This window comes from Microbacterium sp. NPDC028030 (assembly GCF_040637855.1).
Lineage (GTDB): Bacteria > Actinomycetota > Actinomycetes > Actinomycetales > Microbacteriaceae > Microbacterium.
The window spans coordinates 220,610-237,175 of record NZ_JBEZXF010000002.1 but is presented as its reverse complement, the minus strand read 5'-3'; the positions used below and the strand labels follow the sequence as shown (position 1 = coordinate 237,175).

Sequence of the window (16,566 nt, the reverse complement as noted above, 5' to 3'; positions counted from 1 at the left end):
TCGACGCGTGGCCCGGACGCATCTCAGAAGCCGAGTCTGCCGAGCTGCTTCGGGTCGCGTTGCCACTCCTTGGCGACCTTGACGTGCAGGCCGAGGAACACGCGCGTACCCAGCAGATCCTCGATGCCTGCGCGAGCACGTGCACCCACCTCGCTGAGGCGCTTGCCCTTGTGCCCGATGATGATGGCTTTCTGGCTGTCGCGCTCCACGACGATCGAGGCGTGCACATCGGTCAGGTCGGTGCCCTCGCGCGGCGCGATGTCGTCGATCACCACGGCGATCGAGTGCGGAAGCTCATCGCGCACCCCCTCGAGGGCTGCTTCGCGGATCATCTCGGCGATGCGCTCTTCCTGCGACTCGTCGGTCGTGATCCCCTCGGGGTACAGCGCGGGGCCTTTCGGCATCAACTGGAGGATCTCGTCGGAGAGCACGTCGAGCTGATCCCTGGTCAGCGCCGAGAGCGGGATGACAGCCGCCCAGTCGTCGCGCAGCGCATCGACCTCCACCAGCCTGCCGGTGATCTCGTCTCGACCGGCGGCATCCGTCTTCGTCACGATCGCGATCTTCTTGGCGCGCGGGTATCCGTCGAGCGAAGCCGCGATGCGGCGGTCGCCTGGACCGACCTTCTCGTTGGCCGGAACGCAGAATCCGATCACGTCGACATCACCCAGCACCTGCTCCACCAGGTCGTTCAACCGTTCCCCGAGCAGCGTGCGCGGCTTGTGGATGCCCGGCGTGTCGACGATCACGAGCTGACCCTCCGGCCGATTCACGATGCCGCGGATCGCCCGACGGGTGGTCTGCGGCTTCTCGCTCGTGATCGCGATCTTCTCGCCGACGAGAGCGTTCGTCAGGGTGGACTTGCCGACGTTGGGGCGGCCGACGAAGGTCACGAACCCGCTTCGAGTCTCATCAGCCATCGTGTCGATCTCCTTCATCCTGCGAAGCGTCAGGTTCTCCTGTCGCGCGTTCCACGAACACCGTGGCGATCCCACGGCCGCGTCCGCGAGAGGCTCCGCCGGTGAGGACCAGGCCCTCGACGGTCGCCGTCGCACCGGGCTGCGGTACCTGTCCGAGTGCCTTGCCGAGCAGGCCGCCGATCGAGTCGACGTCCTCGTCCTCGAGTTCGAGTCCGAAGAGATCGCCCACATCCTCCAGCGAGAGACGGGAACTCACCCGGTATCGTCCGTGACCCAGGTCGACGAACTCCGCGGATACCTGATCGTACTCGTCGGAGATCTCACCGACGAGCTCCTCGATCAGGTCCTCGAGCGTCACGAGACCCGAGATCCCGCCGTGCTCGTCGATGACCAGGCACACGTGCACGGCATCGCGCTTCATCTGCTGCAACAGGGTCTCCGCGCGCATCGACTCCGGCACGAAGGTCGCAGGACGCGAGATCGGCCGGATGGATGCCGCACGCCAGGCGCTGTCGTCCCGGTACGCGAACTGGACGAGGTCCTTGAGATACAGCACCCCGACCACGTCGTCGGCGTCGTCGTCGACCACGGGCATCCGGGAGACGCCGCGGTTCAGGAAGAGCGACATCGCCTGGTCCGTCGTCGCTGTGGCATCGACGGTCACCATCTCGGTTCGGGGCACCATGACGGCGCGCACGAACTGGTCGGTGAAGTCGAACACGGAGTGGATGAGGTCGCGGTCGTCCTCCTCGATGAGATCGTTCGACGCGGCTTCGTCCACCATGCTGAGCAGCTGGTCCTCGCTCGTGAAGGAGCTCCGCCCGGTACCGGGGGTCACCTTGTTGCCGAGCAGCACGAGGCCCTGCGCGAGAGGTCCCAGGAAGATCCGGAGCCCCCGGACGATCGAGGCGGTGCCGCGGATCATTCCCTCTGCGTGCTGTCGTCCGAACGACCGCGGGCTCGCCCCGACGAGCACGAAGGTGATGGCGGTCATCAGCAGGGCAGCGGCGAGCATCGCCCACCAGTTGTTCTCGATGAGGATCGTGAAGGCGACGGTCACGAGCACCGCCGCCGTCACCTCCGCGAGCACGCGGATGAACGCGACGGCATTGACGTGCGCGTCGAGGTCGGTCGCGATCCGGCTCAGCGCCTTGGCGCGGCGGCCCTCGGTCGCCATGTCGGAAAGTCCCACGCGCGAGGTCACGCCGTACGCGGCGTCGATCGCGGCCATCAGACCGCCGAACGCCACCAGCAGGACGGCGGCGATGAGGAGGAGGACGGCCGTCATCGGCGACGTTCGGCCGCGGCGAAGCCCTGGATCAGTTCCTTCTGCAGCCCGAACATCTCGCGCTCCTCATCGGGCTCCGCGTGATCGAACCCCAGCAGGTGCAGCAGACCGTGGGTGGTGAGCAGGATCAGCTCGTCCATCAGAGTGTGACGCGCCGCCTGCGCCTGCGTCTCCGCCACCTGCGGGCACAACACGATGTCGCCCAGCAGGCCGGGAGCCGTCGGGCGATCCTCGGTGCCGGGGCGCAGTTCATCCATCGGGAAGCTCAGCACGTCGGTCGGGCCCGGCTCATCCATCCACTGCACGTGGAGCGCCTCCATGGCCCCCTCGTCGACCAGGACGATCGCCACCTCCGCATCGGGGCTGACGTGCAACTGTGCGAGGTTGAAGTCCGTCAGGCGCTGCAGCACCGTCTCGTCGACGTCGATGGCCGACTCGTTGTTGATCTCGATCATGAGAGTCCTCGTTTCGGCATACGGTCGCGGGGGCCGGGACGCTGCGCTCCCCTGCGCTCGGCACGGTTGGCGAATTCGGCGGCCTGCTCGCGCTCGAACCTCTGGGCTGTGCGCTTCTCGTCGTACTCGCTGTACGCGTCGACGATGCGTCCGACCAGCGAGTGCCGCACGACGTCGTCACTCGTGAGCCGGGAGAAGTGGATGTCGTCGATGCCGTCGAGCACGCGGGTGACGAGACGGAGTCCCGACGAGCCCTGCGGGAGGTCGACCTGTGTGATGTCGCCCGTGACCACCATCCTCGTGCCGAAGCCGAGACGGGTGAGGAACATCTTCATCTGCTCTGGAGTGGTGTTCTGCGCTTCGTCGAGGACGACGAACGAGTCGTTCAGCGTGCGACCGCGCATGTAGGCGAGGGGTGCGACCTCGATGGTCCCCGTCGCCATCAGACGAGGGACGATCTCGGGGTCCATCATCTCGTTGAGGGCGTCGTACAGCGGCCGGAGGTACGGGTCGATCTTGTCGGTGAGCGTGCCGGGGAGGAACCCGAGACGCTCTCCGGCCTCGACAGCCGGACGCGTGAGGATGATCCGGGTGACCTCCTTGCGCTGCAGCGCCTGGACGGCCTTGGCCATCGCGAGGTAGGTCTTTCCCGTGCCCGCAGGCCCGATCCCGAACACGATCGTGTTGTCCTCGATCGCGTCGACGTACTCCTTCTGGCCGAGCGTCTTCGGGCGGATGACCTTGCCGCGCGTGGTGAGGATGGCCTCGCCGAGCACTTCACTCGGACGCGGTCCGCCCTCCTGCCGCAGCATCCGCGCGGAGCTCGACACGTCGCTCGGAGCGAGGTCGTGTCCCGCCCTGGTCATGGCGAGCAGCTCCTCGACCAGTGCCTTCGCCTTCGCCACATCGTCCCGCGAGCCGCTCAGGGTGATCTCGTTGCCGCGGACCAGGACCTGGACGTCGCGATGCTCCTTCTCGAGCATCCTCAGCAGACGGTCCTGCGGGCCGAGCAGCTGCACCATCGCGACGCCGTCCGCGTACATCTTCTCCACCGACTCCGGAGGCCGAGCACCCAGGCTCCGCTCCTGCGGTTCGTGATTCTCAGGCACCGACGCTCTTCTCGGTCAAGCCACCGGCCAGCACGTGTGCGTGGACGTGGAAAACGGTCTGCCCGGCATTCGCGCCGGTGTTGAAGACGAGACGGAAGTCGCCGTCGTCCGTGTGCTCCGACGCCAGCTCGCCGGCGAAGGCGATCATCTCGGCGAGCAACGCGGGGTCTCCTGCGGCGAGCTCCGCGACGTCGCGGTACTCCGCGGTCTTGGGCACCACGAGCAGGTGGACGGGCGCCTGCGGAGCGATGTCGCGCAGGGCGAAGAGGCGATCCGTCTCGCCGAGGATCTCGGCGGGGATCTCCCCGTTGAGAATGCGCGTGAAGATCGAGGGTTCCGTCATGCGGTCAAGTCTACCGATGGCGACGACCGTGCAGCCCGGAGCGTGGCGACGAGACGGTGTGGTTCACCACCGACCGAGTGCCACAGCGAGCACGGCGATGGCGGCAGGTCCTGCCGTCGAGGTCCGCAGCACCGTGTCTCCGAGACGCACACGCTCCGCACCCGCGGCCGCCAGTCGGTCGAGCTCTTCCTCCGAGATTCCCCCCTCGGGCCCGACGACCAGCACCAGGTCGCGGCCGTCCGGAGCGATCTCCGACAGACGCGCGGACGCCGTGGGATCGAGCAGCAGCACACGTTGCGAGCTCGCGCGCTCCGCGAGCTCGCGCGTCGAGACGGGCGCTATGACGTCGGGGACCCAGGCACGGTGGGCTTGTTTCGCCGCCTCACGCACGATGGTCGCCCAGCGCTCTCGACCCTTCGCGGCCTTCGGTCCCTCCCACCGCGACACGCTCCGGCTCGCCTGCCACGGCACGATCTCGTCGACGCCCAGCTCGCATGCGGCCTGGACGGCCAGTTCGTCCCTGTCGCCCTTCGCGAGTGCCTGCACCAGGATGACCCGCGGCCCGGGCGCCGGATGCTCCGTGCGCTCCGTGATGCGGACATCGACGCGAGCGGGCGCGACCTCCTCGGCGACGCCCGACAGCCAGACGCCTGCACCGTCGCCGACCGTGACGGCCTCCCCGACACGCAGCCGCCGCACCACGGCCGCGTGCTTCGCTTCGGCACCGGTCAGCGCCACGACGTCGCCGACACGGGCATCCGTCGACGACTCGACCAGGAAGTGCAGGGACATGATCAGTGGCTGCGGAAGCGGTCGCGGAGCTTCGAGAAGAGTCCCTGCTGGAACTGCGCGAGCTGCGGATCCGGCGCCTTGGTCTTCTTCGCGAAGTCCTCGATGAGCGCCCGCTGCGCGGAGTCGAGTCTCGTGGGCGTCAGCACCTGCACACCCACGCGCAGGTCACCGCGCTGCGTGCCGCGCAGCGGCGTGATCCCTCGGCCCTTGATCGTGAGCACGTCGCCCGACTGCACACCCGCGCGGATCTCCAGCTCGACTTCGCCGTCCAGGCCCTGAATGGTCGTCTCGGTCCCGAGGATGGCATCCGTCATCGCTACCTCGAGCGTCGCGAGCAGGTCATCGCCCTCACGGCTGAAAGCCGGATGCGCGTTCACCGTCACCTCGACGTAGAGATCGCCGTTCGGACCGCCCGCCTTGCCGACCTCTCCGGAGCCCGGCAGCTGGAGCCGGAGACCGGTCTCGACGCCGGCGGGGATGTCGAGCGAAACCGTCCGGCGCGAGCGCACACGTCCCTGGCCGCCGCACGTTCCGCAGGGGTACGGGATCGTGGTGCCGTACCCCTCGCAGGTGCCGCACGGCTGCGAGGTGACGACGTTGCCCAGCAGACTGCGCACCTGGCGCTGCACGTGACCGGAGCCGCCGCAGATGTCGCACGTGACCGGGGAGGTCCCCTCCTGGCAGCACGATCCCTGGCAGGTCTCGCACAGCACCGCGGTATCGACCTCGATGTCGCGATGCGCACCGAACACCACATCGCCGAGCTCGAGCGTCACCCGGACGAGCGCGTCCTGGCCGCGCTCCCGCCGCGACCGCGGGCGCGCTCCGCGCCCTCCGCCCTGCGCTGCCCCGAAGAAGGTCTCGAAGATGTCGCCGAAGCCCCCGAAGCCGCCGAAGTTCCCCGCGGCACCGTCACCGCCACCCATGTCGTAGCGGCGGCGGGAGTCGTCGTCGCTGAGGACGTCGTACGCGTGCGTCACGAGCTTGAACCGCTCGGCCGCATCCTCTCCCGGGTTCACGTCCGGGTGCAGCTGTCGCGCCAGACGCCGGTACGCCTTCTTGATCTCGTCGGTGGAAGCGTCTCGGGACACCCCGAGAACCTCATAGTGGTCCGCCACAATCGCCCTTCTGCGTGTGTCTTCTGGTGGCGACCGCGTCAGCGGCCGGCCTCGTCTTCGTCGAGCATCCGCGACAGGTAACGGGCGACCGCCCGTGCCGCCGCGAGATTGCTCGGATAGTCCATGCGCGTCGGACCCATCACGCCGACGCGCGCCGTTCCGCTGGGGGCCGCATAGTTGCTGGCCACGATCGATGCCTCGCCGAGCCCGAACGGCGCGTTCTCGGTTCCGATGCTGGCCGCGAGTCCGTGCTCATCGGTCACCATCTCGCTCATCAGCCGCAGCAGTGTCACCTGCTCCTCGATCGCTTCGAGGAGCGGGTGGATGCTGCCGCGGAAGTCCTGCTCGCGACGCGCCAACGTCGCAGCTCCCGCCATCACCAGGCGCTCCTGCCGGAACCCGCCGAGTTCGTCGAGCACGACGCCGGCGATCGCGTGCAGCACCGGATCCTTCGGCGGCTCGTCCGCCGCGAGCAGGGTCTGGAGCCGGTCGGAGGCCTCTCCGATCGCCTGACCCGTGATCAGTGCGGAGACGCGAGCGCGCAGTACCGCCATCGCCGTCTCGTCGATCGCTTCAGGCAGAGGCGCGATCCGCTGCGACACTCCCCCGGCATCGGTGACCAGCACGATCAGGAGTCGGTTCGGCGCCAGCGCGACCAGCTCGATGTGCGTGACATGGGCGCGAGCGAATGACGGATACTGGGCGAGCGCGACCTGCCCGGTCAGCTGCGTGAGCACCCGTACCGTGCGCACCATCAGATCGTCGAGGTCGGCCGGCTCTCCCAGGAAGGACTCGATCGCCGATCGCTGAGCCGACGAGAGCGGTCGCAACTGGGCCAGGTGGTTCACGAAGACGCGGTAGCCCTTGTCGGTGGGCACACGACCCGATGAGGTGTGCGGTGCCGTGATGAGCTCTTCGTCTTCGAGCAGTGCCATGTCGTTGCGGATCGTCGCCGCCGACACGCCGAACGAATGCCGATCGACGATGGAGCGGCTGCCGACGGGTTCGTGGGTCTCGACGTAGTCCTGCACGATCGCGCGGAGAACCTGGAGTCCTCGCTCTGTGACCATCGCCTTCCCTTCCGCTGGCACTCGGACGTTCAGAGTGCCAATCCTACCCCGTGAAGCTCCGGATTCTCCGTACCGCGGGGGCACGACCCTAGGATGACGCTCATGACCTCCTCACCCCGGGCGACCCTGTCGAGCGGCGTGGTCCGCGGCACCGAGACGGAGGGAGTCGCCCGTTACCTCGGTATCCCCTACGCGGCTGCCCCTTTCGGTGAGAACCGGTTCCGAGCCCCGCAGCCGGCGCCCGCCTGGCAAGGAGTGCGGGACGCGACGCGTTTCGGCCCGACGCCGCCCCAGCTCCCCTACACCGGAGCGATCGGCGAACTCCTGGGATCCGTGCGCATCGGCGGTGACGACATCCTCACGGCGAACGTGTGGGCTCCGACCGAGGCGGCAGGAGCGCCGGTGCTGCTGTGGATCCACGGCGGTGCGCTCGAACGCGGCACAGCAGCCCTGCCGCTCTACGACGGAACCGTCTTCGCGAACGCGGGCATCGTGTTCGTGTCGATCAACTACCGCCTGGGTTCCGAGGGGTTCTCGGTGCTGGACGGCGCGCCCCGGAACCTCGGCCTGCGCGATGCGGCCGCGGCGCTGGAGTGGGTCCACCGCGAGATCGCGGCCTTCGGCGGAGACCCCGAGCGCCTCACCGCGATGGGCGAGTCGGCCGGCGGAGCCATCGTCGCCGGGCTTCTCGCACGTGACGACTCCCGTGCGTTGATCGCCCGCGCCGTCATCGAATCCGGGCCGCTCACTGCCCAGTCCCCGAAGAAGGCGGGGAGAGTGACGGCGCAGCTGGCGAAGCGACTCGGCGTCACCGCGGATCGAGATTCGTTCGCCGTGCTCTCGCCCGAGCAGCTGCTGGATGCGCGCACCGCCCAGTCCGCCGGCTCGTCACCGCTCGGCGGGGCCCCAGGGTTCCAGTTCGCGATCGACCCCGACAGCCTGCCGCGCTCCCCGCACGAGGTTCTGGCGGAGGTCGACACCCCGCTGCTCATCGGCAGCAACACGGACGAGTACCGGCTGTGGTTCCCACCCGAGGCTCTGGCGGGCATCAGCGAGCTCAAGCTGCAGGCAGCCCGGCTGCTCTCCCGGATCCCCCGTCGCGCCGTATCCGAGTACCGTGCGGCCTTCCCCGGTGCCGGCACGGGTGAGGTGTTCGGCCAGCTCGTCACCGACATGATGCTGCGTGCGCCTCTGAGCCGCGTCGCGGCTGCCCGTCCCGCGACGACGCACGTCTACGAGTTCGCGTGGCCGAGTCCGGTGCGAGACCTTCGCGCGGCCCACGCCCTCGAGCTCGGGTTCGTGTTCGACCGCCTCGGCGATGAGGAAGCCAGGCGCTTGGCCGGACCCGATGCCCCGCGTGACCTCGCGACCGAGATGAACGCCGCCTGGGTCGGCTTCGTGACCGACGGCGACCCCGGCTGGCCGCCGTACGGTCCAGGTCGGCAGACGCGCCTGTTCGACGCCGTCAGCTCGACGGTCACGCAGCGTCGCACCGCCGGGATGGACCTGCTCCCCGGGTGATGCCGGTTCGTCAGTCGGTGAGCTCGCGCACCACGGCATCTGCGAGGAGGCGACCGCGCAGCGTCAGCTGGACGCGCCCCTGAACGGCAGCCACCGGATCGACCAATCCGTCGGCGATCAGACCGGCGACCCGGCTCCGGTTCGCCCTCGGCACCTCGTCGACCGCGATCCCCTCGCGGATGCGGCTCAGCAGCAGGATGCGCTCCAATGTGCGCGACTCGGCATCGGGGCGCTCGGTTCCGGCCGCCGGCGACTCGGAGGCAGCGAGACGTTGCGCGTACGCCGCCGGGTGCTTCACGTTCCACCATCGCAGCCCCGCCAGGTGGCTGTGGGCCCCAGGACCGAAGCCCCACCAGTCGCTGCCGCGCCAGTAGGCGAGGTTGTGCCGGGAACGCCGTTCGGGCGTGCGGGCCCAGTTGCTGACCTCGTACCAGTCGAAGCCGCCGTCCGCGAGGCGCGCATCGGCGAGCTCGTACATGTCCGCCTGGAGGTCGTCGTCGGGCGTCGGCACTTCGCCGCGGCGGATCTGGCGTGCGAGTTTCGTGCCGTCCTCGATGATGAGCGCGTAGGCGGAGATGTGGTCGGGCTCGAGCGCGAGCGCCGCATCGAGCGAGGCCTCCCAGTCGGCGAGGGACTCCCCCGGCGCGCCGTAGATCAGGTCGACGCTCACGGCGAGGCCCGCGTCCTTCGCGGCGGCGACGGCCGTGCGGACGTTCTCGGGCCGGTGCGTGCGGTCCAGCGCCGCGAGCACGTGCGGCACCGCCGACTGCATGCCGACCGACATCCGCGTGACCCCGGCGTCCGCCAGGGTGCGCGCCACGGCAGGGGTCACCGTGTCGGGATTCGCCTCGACGGTCACCTCGGCGCCCTCAGCCAGTCCGAACGCCGAGGACGCGGCATCGAGCATGCGGGCCAGGTCTCCCGCGGGGAGGAGCGTGGGCGTGCCTCCGCCGAAGAAGACCGTGTCCATCGGGCGCAACGCCCCGGCATCGTCGAGCACGCGTCGAGCGAGGTGGATCTCGGCGATCAGGGTCGACGCGTAGTCCTCCTGCTTCGCCCCGCGCAGCTCGGTCGACGTATAGGTGTTGAAGTCGCAGTATCCGCAGCGCACTGTGCAGAAGGGAATGTGAAGGTACGCCGAGAACGGCGCACCCGTGTCGATCGGAAGATCGGCGGGCAGTCGCCCGTCCGTCGGTGCGGGGTCTCCGAGAGGAAGGGGTCCCGCCATCACAGCGGGGTCGCGTAGAGCGGGGAGATCGCGCGGAGATAGCGCGCGAAGAGCTCGCGGCGGCGGCGCTTCACGAGTGCAGGCACCATGCGGTACAGCAGCGCGTTCGGGGCGTCGAAGGCGCGGACGGTGAACCAGACCTCGTCGTTGTCCTCGCGCCAGTCGACGTCGAAGGACTCCTCGCCTCGGACCACGGAACCGCCGACGGTGCCGAGCACGAAGCCGATGCGCCGCGTCTCCTCGGTGACCGAGATCACACGGAGTTCGGCATCGGCGCGCATGCCGGCGATCCGGCCTCGCAGGTGCAGGGTCATCCCCGCACCGACGAACGGCATGCCCTCCGCGTCGTAGCGGGGCTCCACGTCGCGCTTACTCGGCGCGATGGGGTTGCCCTCCGCATCGAAGCTCACTCCCGCGTAGGCCGGCCCCGGCGCCGGGCGCACGTCTTCGACCGAGAGTCCGGCGGCACGCTGGGCCGTCCAGGACAGGAGCGCCTCGCCCGCCGTCTGGAACCTCTCACTCCCGCTGCCGATGCGCCAGGATTCCTCCGCCGGGATACTCCGCTCCGGCGGGTACTGCATCAGATCGGGCGCATGGGTCGCACCCACGGCCGCATAGTCCACCGTGTCGTCTCGGAAAGTCCCGCGCCGCATGAGTTCCAGCCTACTTCGCGTTGCCTGAGCGAACACCCCCACGCGCCGCACAGCGACACATCATCCGGTCCGATCCGCGGTGCTACTTCTTCTCCTTGCCTTCGACGTCACCCGACAGCGCGGCGATGAACGCCTCCTGGGGGACCTCGACGCGGCCGACCATCTTCATGCGCTTCTTGCCCTCCTTCTGCTTCTCGAGGAGCTTGCGCTTGCGGGTGATGTCACCGCCGTAGCACTTGGCGAGCACATCCTTGCGGATGGCGCGGATCGTCTCGCGAGCGATGATGCGCGCGCCGATGGCCGCTTGGATCGGGACCTCGAACTGTTGACGAGGGATGAGCTTGCGCAGCCGCTCGGCCATCATCGTGCCGTAGGCGTAGGCCTTGTCCCGGTGCACGATGGAGCTGAACGCGTCGACCTTCTCGCCCTGGAGGAGGATGTCGACCTTCACGAGGTCGGCTTCCTGCTGCCCGGAGGGCTCGTAGTCGAGCGAGGCGTATCCCTGCGTCTTCGATTTCAGCTGGTCGAAGAAGTCGAACACGATCTCGCCGAGCGGCATGTTGTACCGCAGCTCGACGCGCTCCTCGGAGAAGTACTCCATGCCCAGCAGCGTGCCGCGCCTGGACTGGCACAGTTCCATGACGGTGCCCACGTAGTCCTTCGGCAGCAGGATCGCGGCCTTGACCATCGGCTCTGACACCGAACCGATGCGCCCGTCCGGGTACTCGCTCGGGTTCGTCACGGTCACCGTCTCACCGGTGTCGCTGGTGAGCACCTCGTAGATCACGCTCGGCGCGGTCGTGATGAGGTCGAGGCCGAACTCCCTCGACAGACGCTCGGTGATGATCTCCAGGTGCAGCAGGCCGAGGAAGCCGCAGCGGAATCCGAAGCCGAGAGCCACAGACGTCTCCGGCTCGTACTGCAGCGAGGCGTCGGAGAGCTTGAGCTTGTCGAGGGCCTCGCGCAGTTCCGCGTAGTCGCTGCCGTCGATCGGGTAGATGCCGGAGAAGACCATGGGCTTGGGGTCGGTGTAGCCGGCGAGGGCCTCGGACGCGGGCTTGCGTGCGTTCGTGATGGTGTCGCCGACCTTCGACAGCCGCACGTCCTTCACGCCCGTGATGAGGTAGCCGACCTCTCCGACGCCGAGTCCCTTGGTCGGGATCGGCTCGGGGCTGGACACCCCGACCTCGAGAGCGTCGTGGTTCGCGCCGGTCGACATCATCTGGATGCGCTCGCGGGGCGAGAGGCTCCCGTCCACCATGCGCACGTATGTCACGACGCCGCGGTACGCGTCGTAGACGGAGTCGAAGATCATCGCCCGCGCCGGGGCGTCCGCATCGCCGACTGGAGCGGGGATCTCCTGCACCAGACGGTCGAGGAGGTCCTCGACACCGACGCCGGTCTTGCCGGACACGCGCAGCACATCCTCCGGCTTGCCGCCGATGAGCGACGCCAGCTCCTTCGCGTACTTCTCGGGGTCTGCGGCGGGAAGGTCGATCTTGTTGAGCACCGGGATGATGTGGAGATCGTTCTCCAGCGCCAGGTAGAGGTTCGCCAGCGTCTGGGCCTCGATGCCCTGCGCCGCGTCCACGAGCAGGATCGCGCCCTCGCACGCCGCGAGCGAGCGCGAGACCTCGTAGGTGAAGTCGACGTGCCCCGGAGTGTCGATCATGTTGAGCGCGAAGGTCTCGCCGCCGAGCTCCCACGGCATGCGCACGGCCTGGCTCTTGATGGTGATGCCGCGCTCGCGCTCGATGTCCATGCGGTCGAGGTACTGCGCGCGCATGTCACGGTCGGAGACCACGCCCGTGATCTGCAGCATCCGGTCGGCGAGGGTCGACTTGCCGTGATCGATGTGGGCGATGATGCAGAAGTTGCGGATCTGCGCAGCCGGCGTCGAGGCAGGCTGAAGGGGTGTGAGAGCGCGTGGGGACATGTCCACTCGATTGTACGGTCAGGGGGCGCTAATCCCCGATTCCGGCATTCCGGTGATAGTCTCCCGAAGTTGCCCGGGAAAAATCCGTGACACCGGATCCCGTAAGCGATAAGACTCCGTCACAGACCCCGTGACGGCCGTCGCGTCGCGGGAGACGGTGGTGAAAGTAGCTGTTCCACCCGACTCAGCGTTGCGTCGGCAGATCCCGAGCGCGTCTGTAGAAGAGAAAGACTGCCCCTTGATCAAGTACCTCTTGCGCCGAGCACTCGGCTGGCTGCTGATGATCGTGGTCGCGACGAACCTCACGTACTTCTTGGCGTGGGGATTCCTCGATCCGCGCAGCAACTACGTGGGTCGACGCCCGCCGCTCACCGAAGAGCAGATCGTCAACGTCCTCGAGCCCCGCAACCTGAGTGACACCGTCCCGCTGATCGAGCGGTGGTGGAACTGGCTCACGGCGATCCTGCTGCGCTGGGACTGGGGAGTCAGTCCGACCGGCGGCTCTGTCAACGAGCAGGTCGCGTACCGGATGTGGGTCAGCGCGGAGCTGGTTCTCGGAGCGACGATCCTCACCACGATCCTCGGCATCGCGCTCGGCGTGTACACCGCGTCACGCCAGTACAAGCTCGCGGACCGGATCGGCCAGGCCACGAGCATCATCACGATGAACATCCCGATCGTCGTCGCGGCTTTCGGAATCGTCCTGATGGCGATCGCGCTGAACGACGCGACGGGCGTGCGCATCTTCTACGTGACCGGAAACGCGAGCCGCGGCGTCGAGGGCTTCTTCCCCGTACTCATAGACGTCTTGCAACATCTGACGCTGCCGACGATAGCCCTGGTGCTCATCGGCTACGCGGGAATCCACTTCCTGCAGCGCTCGCTCCTGCTGGACAACATCAGCGCCGACTACGTGCGGACGGCCCGTGCGAAGGGGCTGACCAAGCAGCAGGCGATCCGCAAGCACGCACTGCGGACCTCGCTGATCCCGGTCGCGACGCAGGTCGCGTTCACGATCCCCGCCGTGTTCACCGGCGCCGTCCTCACCGAGACGATCTTCGCGTGGAACGGCATGGGCAAGTACTTCATCGACGCCATCACGAAGAACGACATCCATGGCACCGTGGCCATCGCGGCCTTCGGGGCAGTGCTCACGGCGATCGGCGCCATCCTGGCCGACATCGCCGTCGTGGTACTCGATCCTCGAGTGAGAGTGAGCTGACATGACCTCCGAAATGATCGACCCCACCGTCGAGGCCGCCGAGGTCGCTCCCGGCCCCGAGACGACGCGCGTCGCCACCCGTCGCCTGTCGAAGTGGACGCTGTACTCGCGCCGCTACGCCCGCAACAAGGGCGCGGTCGCCGGTCTCATCATCTTCGTGGTGCTCGTGCTGTTCGCGATCTTCGGTCCGCTCATCGCGCGCTACGACCACATCGAGCTCGATTTCCTCCACCTGAGCAGCCCGCCGAGCGCCGAGCACTGGTTCGGCACCAACAACGCCGGCAACGACCTGTTCGCTCAGGTCGCGGTCGGACTGCAGCGGTCCCTGATGATCGCCGTCACCGTCTCGGTGGGCGTGACGATCGTGTCGGCACTGGTCGGAACGGCCGCAGCGTACTTCGGCGGCTGGACCGAGCGGGTCACGCTGCTGGTCATCCACTTCATGATGGTCATCCCGAGCTTCCTCATCCTGGCGATGATCTCGAACAAGTCCGGTGGCGACTGGCGTGTGATCGCCTTCATCATGATCTTCGTGATCGGCTGGTACTTCCCGGCCCGCGTCATCTGGACGATGGCGCTGTCGCTCCGGGAGCGCGAGTACGTGAGCGCCGCTCGGTACATGGGAGTCCGCGGCATGCGGATCGTCGTGCGGCACCTGCTGCCCAACATCGGGTCCCTGCTCGTCATCAACTTCACCCTCGGCGTCGTCAACGCCGTCGTGGCCGAGACCGGACTCTCGTTCCTCGGCTTCGGCGTGAAGATCCCCGACGTGTCGCTCGGCGCGTTGATCGGCGCCGGATCGAGCTCGCTCATCACCTCGCCGTGGCTCTTCTACTTCCCCGCCGCGGCCCTGACCCTGCTGACCGTCTCCATGGCGTTGATCGCCGACGGTCTGCGCGACGCCCTCGATCCCACCTCTGCGGCTGGAGGCCGAGCATGAGCAACGTACTCTCCGTCCGCAATCTGACCGTCAGCTTCGCGTCAGAGGCCGGCCGCGTCGACGCCGTGCGAGGTGTGTCCTTCGACCTGGAGGCGGGCAAGACCCTCGGCATCGTCGGCGAGTCCGGTTCCGGCAAGTCCGTCACCTCGCTCGCGATCATGGGCCTGCTCGACGAGAACGCCAAGGTCACCGGATCGATCATGTACGACGGCCAGGAGCTGCTCGGCATGACCGACAAGCAGCTCTCGGTGATCCGCGGCAACGGCATGTCGATGGTGTTCCAGGATCCGCTGACGTCGCTGACGCCGGTGTTCACGATCGGCGACCAGCTCATCGAAGCCCTGACCGTGCACCGCAGCCTCTCGAAGAAGGATGCCTGGAACCGCTCGATCGAATTGCTGACGCTCGTCGGGATCACCGAGCCCGAACGCCGCATGAAGTCGTTCCCGCATGAGTTCTCGGGAGGAATGCGTCAGCGCGTCGTCATCGCGATCGCCATGGCGAACAACCCCAAGCTGATCATCTGCGACGAACCGACCACGGCCCTGGACGTCACGATCCAGGCCCAGATCCTCGACCTCATCGAGAAGGCGCAGCAGGAGACCGGTGCCGCCGTGATCATGATCACCCACGACATGGGCGTCGTCGCCCGCACCGCGGACGACGTCATGGTCATGTACGCCGGGAAGCCCGTCGAGCAGGCGCCGGTGCACGAACTGTTCCACAAGACCCGGATGCCGTACTCGATCGGCCTTCTCGGAGCCATCCCGCGCGTCGACAAGGCGGAGAAGGAGCCGCTCACCCCGATCAAGGGAAACCCTCCCCTGCTCATCAACCTCCCCGACGCCTGCCCTTTCGCGGACCGCTGCCCCATCGTCATGGACGCCTGCCGCACACGAGAGCCGGAGCTGCTGCCCGTGGCGACCGGGTCCGGCGATGCGCACCGTGCTGCCTGCATCCGGTCGCACGAGATCGAGGACGGCGGACGGCTCGGCGGCCTCCCCGTGTACCCGGTGCGCGAGATCCCGGAGAGCGACCTGGCGAAGGTCCCTCGCGAAGAGCGTCCGATCACGCTCGAGGTCAAGAACCTCACCAAGACGTTCCCGCTGCTCAAGGGCGCCTTCCTCAAGCGCAAGGTCGGCGAGGTGCACGCGATCAAGGGCGTCAGCTTCGACGTGCGCGAGGGCGAGACGATGGCCATCGTCGGCGAGTCCGGCAGTGGCAAGACGACCACGCTCCTGCAGATCATGGACATGGTCAAGCAGACCGACGGCGACATCGTGATCGCCGGCACGAGCGTCAACGACATCCACAGCCACAAGGTCGAGCGGAAGCTGCGACGCGACATCCAGATCGTGTTCCAGGACCCGATGGGAGCCCTCGACCCGCGCATGACCGTGGCGGACATCATCTCCGAGCCGCTCTTCGCGATCGGCACACCGAAGGAGGAGGCTCATCGACGCGTCGACGAGCTGATGGACCTCGTGGGGCTGAATCCGGCGCACAGCGACCGCTTCCCGCAGGCGTTCTCCGGAGGGCAGCGACAGCGCATCGGCATCGCGCGTGCCCTCTCGACCAACCCCAAGATCGTCGTGCTCGACGAGCCGGTGTCTGCCCTGGACGTGTCCATTCAGGCGGGTGTGATCAACCTGTTGGACGAGCTCAAGGCCAAGTTGGGGCTGTCGTACCTGTTCGTCGCGCACGACCTCTCGGTCGTCCGCCACATCGCGGACCGCGTGGCCGTGATGTACCTCGGCGACTTCGTCGAGCACGGCGACGTGGACGATGTGTTCGAGAACCCGCAGCACCCGTACACGCAGGCTCTGCTCTCGGCGATCCCGGTGCCGGACCCCGACATCGAGCGCACCCGTCGCCGGGTCGTGTTCGACGCGGAGACCATGAGCACCCGCCCCGTGAGCGTGTGAGGGCAGACCTGAAACCGGATGCCACCTGATGTGGGTCACCGTCCGA

The 16,566-nt window shown here is 67.9% G+C and carries 15 protein-coding genes; 4 read left to right on the top strand and 11 right to left on the bottom strand.

Features of this window, described 5'->3' with window-relative positions:
• Nucleotides 1-23: 23 nt before the first annotated feature.
• The 8 genes from era to hrcA all read right to left on the bottom strand — a co-directional run bounded on the left by era (nucleotide 24) and on the right by hrcA (nucleotide 7,095).
• Complete coding sequence (gene era / locus AB0E56_RS09950) at nucleotides 24-938, bottom strand: GTPase Era (RefSeq protein ID WP_359798580.1); 915 nt, start codon at nucleotides 936-938, stop codon at nucleotides 24-26.
• On the bottom strand, nucleotides 913-2,208 hold the full coding sequence (locus tag AB0E56_RS09945) for a hemolysin family protein (protein ID WP_359798578.1): 1,296 nt from the start codon (nucleotides 2,206-2,208) through the stop codon (nucleotides 913-915). Before AB0E56_RS09945 ends, era begins: the two co-directional genes overlap by 26 nt.
• Entirely contained in the window at nucleotides 2,205-2,663 is a 459-nt protein-coding gene (gene ybeY, locus AB0E56_RS09940; protein ID WP_105670030.1) for an rRNA maturation RNase YbeY, read from the bottom strand. The genes AB0E56_RS09945 and ybeY overlap by 4 nt, the downstream gene beginning before the upstream one ends.
• On the bottom strand, nucleotides 2,660-3,706 hold the full coding sequence (locus AB0E56_RS09935; protein WP_359800030.1) for a PhoH family protein: 1,047 nt from the start codon (nucleotides 3,704-3,706) through the stop codon (nucleotides 2,660-2,662). The genes ybeY and AB0E56_RS09935 overlap by 4 nt, the downstream gene beginning before the upstream one ends.
• 58 nt (nucleotides 3,707-3,764) lie before the next feature.
• Nucleotides 3,765-4,115 (bottom strand): HIT domain-containing protein, encoded by a 351-nt coding sequence (locus tag AB0E56_RS09930; RefSeq protein WP_359798575.1) that lies wholly within the window; start codon nucleotides 4,113-4,115, stop codon nucleotides 3,765-3,767.
• A 63-nt stretch (nucleotides 4,116-4,178) separates the two neighbouring features.
• The gene (locus AB0E56_RS09925) at nucleotides 4,179-4,907 is read right to left on the bottom strand and encodes a 16S rRNA (uracil(1498)-N(3))-methyltransferase (protein WP_359798573.1); all 729 of its coding nucleotides are present in this window, start codon (nucleotides 4,905-4,907) and stop codon (nucleotides 4,179-4,181) included.
• 2 nt (nucleotides 4,908-4,909) lie between these two features.
• Nucleotides 4,910-6,025, bottom strand: coding sequence for a molecular chaperone DnaJ (gene dnaJ, locus AB0E56_RS09920; protein ID WP_220173413.1), 1,116 nt, complete (start codon nucleotides 6,023-6,025; stop codon nucleotides 4,910-4,912).
• Between the two features lie 38 nt (nucleotides 6,026-6,063).
• The gene (gene hrcA / locus AB0E56_RS09915; protein ID WP_359798572.1) at nucleotides 6,064-7,095 is read right to left on the bottom strand and encodes a heat-inducible transcriptional repressor HrcA; all 1,032 of its coding nucleotides are present in this window, start codon (nucleotides 7,093-7,095) and stop codon (nucleotides 6,064-6,066) included.
• A 102-nt stretch (nucleotides 7,096-7,197) separates the two neighbouring features.
• Between hrcA and AB0E56_RS09910 the strand changes: the two genes are divergently transcribed.
• Nucleotides 7,198-8,616, top strand: coding sequence for a carboxylesterase family protein (locus AB0E56_RS09910; protein WP_359798571.1), 1,419 nt, complete (start codon nucleotides 7,198-7,200; stop codon nucleotides 8,614-8,616).
• Nucleotides 8,617-8,626: 10 nt separating this feature from the next.
• Here the strand turns inward: AB0E56_RS09910 and hemW are convergent, their stop codons facing one another.
• The 3 genes from hemW to lepA form a co-directional block, all read right to left on the bottom strand.
• Complete coding sequence (gene hemW / locus AB0E56_RS09905) at nucleotides 8,627-9,844, bottom strand: radical SAM family heme chaperone HemW (protein WP_359798569.1); 1,218 nt, start codon at nucleotides 9,842-9,844, stop codon at nucleotides 8,627-8,629.
• The gene (locus AB0E56_RS09900; protein WP_359798568.1) at nucleotides 9,844-10,497 is read right to left on the bottom strand and encodes a DUF1990 family protein; all 654 of its coding nucleotides are present in this window, start codon (nucleotides 10,495-10,497) and stop codon (nucleotides 9,844-9,846) included. The genes hemW and AB0E56_RS09900 overlap by 1 nt, the downstream gene beginning before the upstream one ends.
• Before the next feature lie 82 nt (nucleotides 10,498-10,579).
• The gene (gene lepA / locus AB0E56_RS09895; RefSeq protein ID WP_359798566.1) at nucleotides 10,580-12,433 is read right to left on the bottom strand and encodes a translation elongation factor 4; all 1,854 of its coding nucleotides are present in this window, start codon (nucleotides 12,431-12,433) and stop codon (nucleotides 10,580-10,582) included.
• 238 nt (nucleotides 12,434-12,671) lie between these two features.
• On the opposite strand from lepA, the gene AB0E56_RS09890 reads away from it, so the two are divergent.
• Genes AB0E56_RS09890 through AB0E56_RS09880 form a run of 3 tightly spaced genes read left to right on the top strand, consistent with a single transcriptional unit; the run spans nucleotide 12,672 to nucleotide 16,520 of the window.
• Entirely contained in the window at nucleotides 12,672-13,655 is a 984-nt protein-coding gene (locus AB0E56_RS09890; protein ID WP_183150200.1) for an ABC transporter permease, read from the top strand.
• 1 nt (nucleotide 13,656) lies between these two features.
• Nucleotides 13,657-14,595 (top strand): ABC transporter permease, encoded by a 939-nt coding sequence (locus tag AB0E56_RS09885; protein WP_359798564.1) that lies wholly within the window; start codon nucleotides 13,657-13,659, stop codon nucleotides 14,593-14,595.
• Nucleotides 14,592-16,520, top strand: a complete 1,929-nt coding sequence (locus AB0E56_RS09880; RefSeq protein WP_359798562.1) for an ABC transporter ATP-binding protein — start codon at nucleotides 14,592-14,594, stop codon at nucleotides 16,518-16,520. The genes AB0E56_RS09885 and AB0E56_RS09880 overlap by 4 nt, the downstream gene beginning before the upstream one ends.
• The last annotated feature ends 46 nt before the right edge of the window (nucleotides 16,521-16,566 follow it).